The organism is Paenibacillus artemisiicola, assembly GCF_017652985.1.
Lineage (GTDB): Bacteria > Bacillota > Bacilli > Paenibacillales > Paenibacillaceae > Paenibacillus_Z > Paenibacillus_Z artemisiicola.
In genome coordinates, this window is record NZ_JAGGDJ010000036.1 from 51,172 (window position 1) to 58,260 (window position 7,089).

The window sequence follows — 7,089 nt, forward strand, 5'->3', positions numbered from 1 at the left end:
AGCCGGGTTGGGGCGCGGAGCTAAGGCGCACGGCGGACGCGGGGCGCGATTGACGCGCTGAAGCGGGGCTGGGGCGCGGGGCGTTTAAGCAGGCGCCCCGCCCCCAGCCAGGCGCACGGCGGGCGCATCGCGCAGGCGTCTAGGCCGGCGCGAAGGCGCACGGCAGGTGCATCGTGCGGGCGTCTAGGCCGGCGCGAAGGCACACGGCGGGCATATGGCGCGGGGCGTCTAGGTCATGCCTGCGCCACACGCGCCCGCCTTATGCCTGCGCCAAGCAAGCCTGGCGCTAGGCGCAAAAAAAAAGCGGAGCCGCCGTCTTGACTGCTCCGCTTTTTTGCCGCTCGTCTGTCTCACCCTATTCGGCTACTCGTATTTCGGATTCGGTCCATACTGGTTGTCGTTCGGCTCGCCATCGAGGCAGACGAAGACGAGCAGAACGATCGCGCCGACGAACGGGATGAGGATGATGAAATACCACCAGCCCGAACGGCCGGTATCGTGAAGCCGCCGGACCGTGACCGCGAGCGTCGGCAGGAGAACGGCCAGCGAGTACAGGCCTGAGAGCAGCCGGCCGCTGCCGAGCAGGCCGTCCACGACGGCGAGCGCGATCGACACGAGGATGTTGAAGAGCACGAACATCCAGTACTCCTTGCGCCTGGCCCGTCCCGTGAAGCCGACGTAATTTTGCAGCACCTTCAAGTACCATTCCATGTCCGCATCCCTCCGCATGAAAATTTCGCGCCTGCCTTTTAGCGTATTTTCTTCGTACGTCGACAATGCCTTTCCGTTTCGGTATCGTTAAACTTATCGCGCGAGGAGATCGGACGCACCGGATGGAACCGCCTCCGATCAGCCATAATAGCGGTAAATTACGGAAACGGAGGTCGCCTTATGAGCACGCGAATCGAGACGGCCGACGATGCGCCGCAGGTTATCCCGCTGCTGCTGGACGCGATCGGGACGATCGCCTATTTGCTGACGGGCGCTTCGGACGAAGCGGACGCGGCGGAGCGGCTGGCCGATTTTTTCAAGCAGCCGGGCAACCGGATCAGCTGCGGGCATGTGCTCGTGGCGGAGCGGGACGGACAAGTGGCCGGCATGCTCGTCGCGTACCCCGGCGACGACGCCGGCCGGCTGGACGAGCCGTACCTGGCGCGAATGCGGCGCGACTTCGGGGACGCCGAGCGCGTCATCGTCCGGGAAGCGCGGGACGGCGAGTATTATTTGGACGCGCTGGCGGTGGCGGAAGCCTTCCGCGGCCAAGGCGTCGCGAAGACGCTGATGGCGGACGCCGAACGGCGGGCGGCGGAGCTCGGCTTCGGCCGCACGGCGCTCATCGTGGAGGCGGACAACGAGCGGGCGTACGGCATCTACGCGCGCGGCGGCTACGTCGAGGACGGCATGCTGCGCATCGGCGGGAGCGACTACCGCCGGATGGTGAAGCGGCTGTAGAAGATTGGGCAGTCGCACGCGGCAAGTACATTGCCGATGGACGAGGCGTTCGCGAATGCAAGAGCGGTGGAAGCCTAGTAGTCGCCGTGTTTACGCGGATGCAGTAGCGCCGCTGGGGCGGGAGTGCTTGAACGCGAGCGTCAGGGGCTGCGGTGCTTGTTCGCGAACGTCAGGGGCTGCGGTGCTTGTTCGCGATCGCACCGTTGGCGGACAGAAGATCCGCTATTTGCCCCATTTTGCCGATTGGCGACTTTGGCGGACACAGGAGCCGTTATTTGCCTCGAACGGTTCGATTTCGGCCGCGTTTTGCACCAATAAGCGCTCCCGTGGCCGCACGATTTTAAACCGGGGCGAAATGGACGCAATAGCGGATCTATTGGCCGCGAAACTCCATTCGAGCACGGGACGCCTCGTCCGCAGGTGCTTAGCTCCCCACCAACCGACTCTTGCCTTGGGTTTGGCGGACAGGAGATCCGCTATTTGCCCCATATTGCCGATTTGGCGACTTTGGCGGACACAGGAGCCGTTATTCGCCTCGTACGCTTCGATTTCGGCCGCGTTTTGCTCCAATAAGCGCTCCCGTGGCCGCACGATTCTAGATCGGGGCGAAACGGACGCAATAGCGGATCTATTGGCCGCGAAACTCCATTCGAGCACGGGGCGACTCGCCCGGAGGTGCTTAGCTCCCCACCAACCGACTCTTGCCTTGGGTTTGGCGGACAGGAGATCCGCTATTTGCCCCATATTGCCGATTTGGCGACTTTGGCGGACACAGGAGCCGTTACTTGCCTCGTACGCTTCGATTTCGGCCGCGTTTTGCTCCAATAAGCGCTCCTGTGGCCGCACGATTCTAGATCGGGGCCAAGACCGCCCAGCCGCCAACGCAAAAAACGGACCGTCCCCAAGGACCGGTCCGTTCCTTTATTCACACCCCGCGGGCCGCAGCCCCATGCCGCCAGCCGCGGATTACGCCAGCTTCGGCATCAAGCCGCCCTGCAGCTTCTCGCCGGCCTCGAACCCGAGACCGTCCGTGATGACGTGGCCGGCGCCGCTGTACGTCGTGCCGTCTTCCATGAAGACGATCGCGAGTGCCCGGCGCGGACGGTCCGTCATGTTGGCATGCGCGTAGTGGAACGTCATGCCGTCGTGGAACGTGCAGCTGCCCGCTTTCATCCGGCAGATGACCGCGGTGTTGCGGTCGACGACGTCCTTCGCGCCCTCCTGCTCGAAAATGTCCTCCGGCGTCACCAGGCTGACGCCCTTCAGGTTGCGGATGCGCTGCGATTTCGGCACGAACATCATGCAGCCGTTATGCTCGTCGACGTCGTCGAGCGCGACCCAGATGGAGAACGCGTTTTGCGGCTTCATCTCGTTCATCGGCCAGTACGGCCGGTCTTGGTGCCACGGCGTCGACTTCGAATCGCCCGGCATCTTGAGCAGCGCGTGGTCGTGGAAGAGCCGCACGCCCGCGAAGCCCGTCAGCTGCTTGCCGAGATCGGCGAACCGCTCGCCGAGCACGAACCGCGCCATGCCGCCGTGATCGCGCCACGTGTTGACGCGCTGATTCAGCACCTTGTAGTACGCGCCGCCGGCCTTGTCGGTCTGCACGCCGCGCCCGCCTTCGCCGTACATCGTCTCGTCCATGTATTGCCGCAGCTCCGCCAGCTCCTCCGGCGACAGCACGTCGTCGATTTGCACGAAGCCGTTTTCCCGGTAAAACGCCACCTGCTCGGCGGTCAGTTGTCGATTCGCTTTCAACATGTCCCTCAATCCCCTTTGCGTTTCGGATACCTTCACTGTACACCTGAAGCGCGCGGGCCTTCTTGGACGATACGCGGAAAAACACGGACGATCTGCCAAAGTTGTAAACGCTATCCCGTCACCGCCCGCCGCTCGCCCGCCAGCTCGCGGAGGTACGGGAGCAGCGCGTCGCGCAGCTCCTCCCGCTGCAGGCCGACCTCGATGATCGCCTTCATGTAGCCGATCTTGTCGCCGATGTCGTAGCGCTTGCCGGCGAGCGGGAGCGCGAGCAGCTCCTCGTCCGCGCACATGGCGTGCAGCGCGTCGGTCAGCTGGTACTCCCCGCCCGCGCCGCGCTCCAGCGTCTCCAGCACGGGGAAAATATCCGGCTTCAGCACGTACCGCCCCATCACGGCAAGGTTGGACGGCGCTTCGCGGAAGGCCGGCTTCTCGACGAGGCCTTCGACGGCATGCGCGCCGAACGTCCGCGCCGCGGCCGGCTCGACGATCCCGTACTTGCCGACCTCCTCGTCCGGCACCTCGCGGACGCCGACGACCTGCCGGTTCGTCCGCCGGTACAGGTCGATCAGCCGCGACAGCGCCGGCGGCTCCGACATCAGGATGTCGTCGCCGAGCAGCACCGCGAACGGCTCGTCCCCGACGAACTGCTTGGCGCACAAAATGGCGTGCCCGAGGCCGAGCGGCTCCTTCTGCCGGATGAAATGCACGTTCGCCATGTCGCCGATCGCCTGCACCTCCCGCAGCAGCTGCTCCTTGCCCTTCTCCGCCAGCAGCTGCTCCAGCTCGACGGACTTGTCGAAATGGTCCTCGATCGACTTTTTGTTCCGTCCCGTGACGATGAGGATGCTCTCGATGCCGCTTTGCACGGCTTCCTCCACGATGTATTGGATCGCCGGTTTGTCCACGATCGGCAGCATTTCCTTCGGCTGCGCCTTGGTGGCGGGGAGGAACCGGGTTCCGAGGCCCGCGGCGGGAATGACGGCTTTGCGAATACGAGGGGTCATGAGGCATCTCGCTCCTTTGCTTCGGTAATCGGGCCGCGGGCGCCGAAGACCCAGTATCGGCTGCCCGCGTAATTGATCAGCATGCCGGCGCCCGTGGCCAGCAGCTTGCTCGGCAGCAGCGGCAGCCCCGCTTGGGCATGCAGCAGCTCCAGCAGCCATGAGACGACCGCCAGCACGGCCAGGTTCAGCAGCGCGAACCGCGGCAATTCTTGCATGCGGCCGGCGCGCGAGCGAAACGTCCAGCTGCGGTTCAGCAGATAGCTGTTCAGCATGCCGCAGCCGTACGAAAGGGCCTGCGCGGCCAGCACGGGGCAGCCCGCCGCCGTCAGGGCCCCGAACGCGAGCAGGTCCGCGCCCGTGTTCAGCAGCCCGACGGCGCCGAACTTCAGCAGCCGGCCGTTCATCGCTGGGCGCCGCCGGCCTTCGGCAGCGCCGGTTTCTCCGGCACGCCCGCGGCGCCCGCCGCGCCGGAAGCGCCCGTCATGCCGCGGACGTCGCGGACGATGTAGAGCGGCCGGCCCTTCGTCTCGTCATAGATTCGGCCGACGTATTCGCCGAGCACGCCGAGCATAATCAGGATAAATCCGTTAAAAATAAGCATGATTCCCATCAAGGACGGCCAGCCTTTGATCGTCGCGTGCGTGAACGCCGCGAGATACAGCACGTACAGCAGGAACAGGAAGCCGATGCCGGACAGCGCCGCGCCCATGTAGCCCGCCAGCTTGAGCGGCTTGTAGGAGAAGGACGTGAGGCCGTCGAGGCACAGCTTGATCATTTTGCGCAGCGGGTACTTCGTCTCCCCGGCGAGCCGTTCGTCCCGGTCGTACGCGATGGACGTCTGGCGGAAGCCGACCCAGCTGACGAGCCCTCGGACGAACCGGTTGTTCTCGGGCAGCCGCTTCATCTGGTCGACGACCTTGCGGTCCATGAGCCGGAAATCCCCCGTGTCCACCGGGATGTCAATGTCGGTCGAGGCGCGCAGGATGCGGTAGAACGCGGCGGCGGACCATTTCTTGAACCGGCTCTCGCCGCTCCGCTTGCTGCGGGTCGCGTAGACGACCTCGTAACCCTCCTTCCACTTCTCGATCATCGCCAAAATCAGCTCCGGCGGGTCCTGCAGGTCCGCGTCGATGATGATGACCGCGTCGCCGGTAGCGTAGTCCATACCCGCCGTGATGGCGATCTGATGCCCGAAATTGCGGGAGAAGTCGATCAGCTTGACCGTCTCGTCCCAGTAGCCGTATTCCTCGATGATCGCCGCGCTGCGGTCCTTGCTGCCGTCGTTGACGAACAGCAGCTCGTACGTCTGGCCGGTGCCGCTCATGACCTTCTTCAGCCGCCGGTACGTCTCCTGGATGACGGCCTCTTCGTTATACATGGGGACGATAATGGAAAATACCGCTTTTCTGCTCATCGCGATCCCTCCTTAATTCCGGTCCGGGCTGACTTCGTACAGCGTACCGCCGCCGTTCATCCCGCGGAAGCCGAAGGATTGGCTGCTATCGCCCGCGGACGCCGCATCGCCGGACTGCCAGTCGCTCGAAGGCACTTCCGTGCCGTGCTGCTCGATCCACGACGTCACTTCGGAGCTGCCGCCCCGCCCGCCGGAGATCAGGAAATATTTCAGCTTGCCGCTCGCGACGAGCTTCTGCAGCTTCTCCGCCGAATAGACCGGATCGGAGCCGGAGAACCCGCCCATCGCGACGACCTTTTCGCCTTCGTCGATGATGTAAGGCGCCGCCGTGGTGTAATCGTACGTCGCGAACAAATACGCCTCGCCCGTGTTGTGCGCCCGCAAATACGCCAGCAGCGCTTCGTTCACGCTGCCGCCTTCCATGCCGCCCCGGCCGCCGCCTCCTCCGGAGAAAGCCGGCACGGCGCCGTCCGCGCCCGGAACGTTCGCGCTTGAACCGTTCTGGCTTTGGGCCGCTTGCCCGTCTTGGGCGCTTGCCGGGTCCTGACCTTGCGCCGCTTGCCCGTCTTGGCCGGTTTGGCCGCCTTGTCCCGGTATGCCCGGGAGGCTTCCGGCGCCCGTCATGCCGCCGAACCCGCCGGGAGCGCCGCCGCCGAAGCCGCCCATGCCGGTTGACCCGCCCGGGCCGGCCTGCGGCAGCATGCTGCTCTGGCCGTACGTAATCGGCGTCAGCGCCCAATATGCCGGGCCGATCAGCAGCACGAGGATGCTGACCGTGCCGACCGCGCGGGACAGCTTGAACTCGCGGCCGCCCTTCAGCGTGAACAGCACCATGGTCGTCAGCACGCCGGCCGCGGCGACGCCGATGGACCAGCCCTTGCCGATCGTGTCGTCGTACGGCTGCATGATGTACCACTGCAGCGCCGCCGTGGCCGTCACCGCGACCGGCAGCAGGTACGAGGTCCAGCCGCGGCCGCGGTAGGCGTCCCACAGCTCCGTCCAGCCCGCGCCGGAGAGCGCGGCGATCGGCGCCGCCAGCATGATCAGGTAATACTGGTGGAAGAAGCCCGCGGCGCTGAAGAACGCCATGCCCGGCAGCAGCCAAGCGAGCCAGAACAGCGCCTCCTTCTGCTTCTGCGCGAACGCGTTCCGGCGGACGCTCGCGAAGAGGGCGGCGCAAGCGAAGAACGCGAACGGCAGCAGCCAGCTGGCCTGCCCGGACAAGCCGGATTGGAACAGCCGCAGCGGTCCCGGCGAGCCGGTCCCGAACATGCCGCCGCTGCCGCCGCCCGGTCCGCCGCCGCCGAAGCCGCCTTGACGGAAGCCGCCGCCGTCCTGGCCCGGGAACCCGCCGGCCGCACCGCTGCCGTTCGGCGCGGTCGTACCGCCGTTCGCACCGCCGCCCGCGCCGCCGTCCTGCGCGGCGCCGGAATCGGCCGCGCCGTTGCCGCTCGCGAC

At 65.8% G+C, this 7,089-nt stretch carries 7 protein-coding genes; 1 reads left to right on the forward strand and 6 read right to left on the reverse strand.

Annotation, left to right across the window (positions count from 1 at the left end):
- Nucleotides 1-363: 363 nt before the first annotated feature.
- Nucleotides 364-711 carry a DUF805 domain-containing protein gene (locus tag I8J29_RS25870; RefSeq protein ID WP_208850260.1) on the reverse strand — a complete coding sequence of 116 codons (348 nt, stop codon included), beginning with the start codon at nucleotides 709-711 and terminating at the stop codon, nucleotides 364-366.
- A 180-nt stretch (nucleotides 712-891) separates the two neighbouring features.
- On the opposite strand from I8J29_RS25870, the gene I8J29_RS25875 reads away from it, so the two are divergent.
- On the forward strand, nucleotides 892-1,452 hold the full coding sequence (locus tag I8J29_RS25875) for a GNAT family N-acetyltransferase (protein WP_208850261.1): 561 nt from the start codon (nucleotides 892-894) through the stop codon (nucleotides 1,450-1,452).
- Between the two features lie 966 nt (nucleotides 1,453-2,418).
- Here the strand turns inward: I8J29_RS25875 and I8J29_RS25880 are convergent.
- From I8J29_RS25880 to I8J29_RS25900, 5 genes are all read right to left on the reverse strand, one after another.
- The gene (locus I8J29_RS25880) at nucleotides 2,419-3,213 is read right to left on the reverse strand and encodes a phytanoyl-CoA dioxygenase family protein (RefSeq protein ID WP_208850262.1); all 795 of its coding nucleotides are present in this window, start codon (nucleotides 3,211-3,213) and stop codon (nucleotides 2,419-2,421) included.
- 110 nt (nucleotides 3,214-3,323) lie between these two features.
- Nucleotides 3,324-4,217, reverse strand: a complete 894-nt coding sequence (galU, locus tag I8J29_RS25885; RefSeq protein ID WP_208850263.1) for a UTP--glucose-1-phosphate uridylyltransferase GalU — start codon at nucleotides 4,215-4,217, stop codon at nucleotides 3,324-3,326.
- Nucleotides 4,214-4,621 carry a GtrA family protein gene (locus I8J29_RS25890; protein WP_208850264.1) on the reverse strand — a complete coding sequence of 136 codons (408 nt, stop codon included), beginning with the start codon at nucleotides 4,619-4,621 and terminating at the stop codon, nucleotides 4,214-4,216. Before I8J29_RS25890 ends, galU begins: the two co-directional genes overlap by 4 nt.
- Nucleotides 4,618-5,631: a glycosyltransferase family 2 protein gene (locus I8J29_RS25895; protein WP_208850265.1), complete on the reverse strand. Its 1,014-nt coding sequence runs from the start codon at nucleotides 5,629-5,631 to the stop codon at nucleotides 4,618-4,620. Before I8J29_RS25895 ends, I8J29_RS25890 begins: the two co-directional genes overlap by 4 nt.
- Before the next feature lie 12 nt (nucleotides 5,632-5,643).
- Nucleotides 5,644-7,089 (reverse strand): mannosyltransferase YkcB-related protein (locus I8J29_RS25900; protein WP_476703918.1); only part of this gene is annotated, 1,446 nt, incomplete at its 5' end.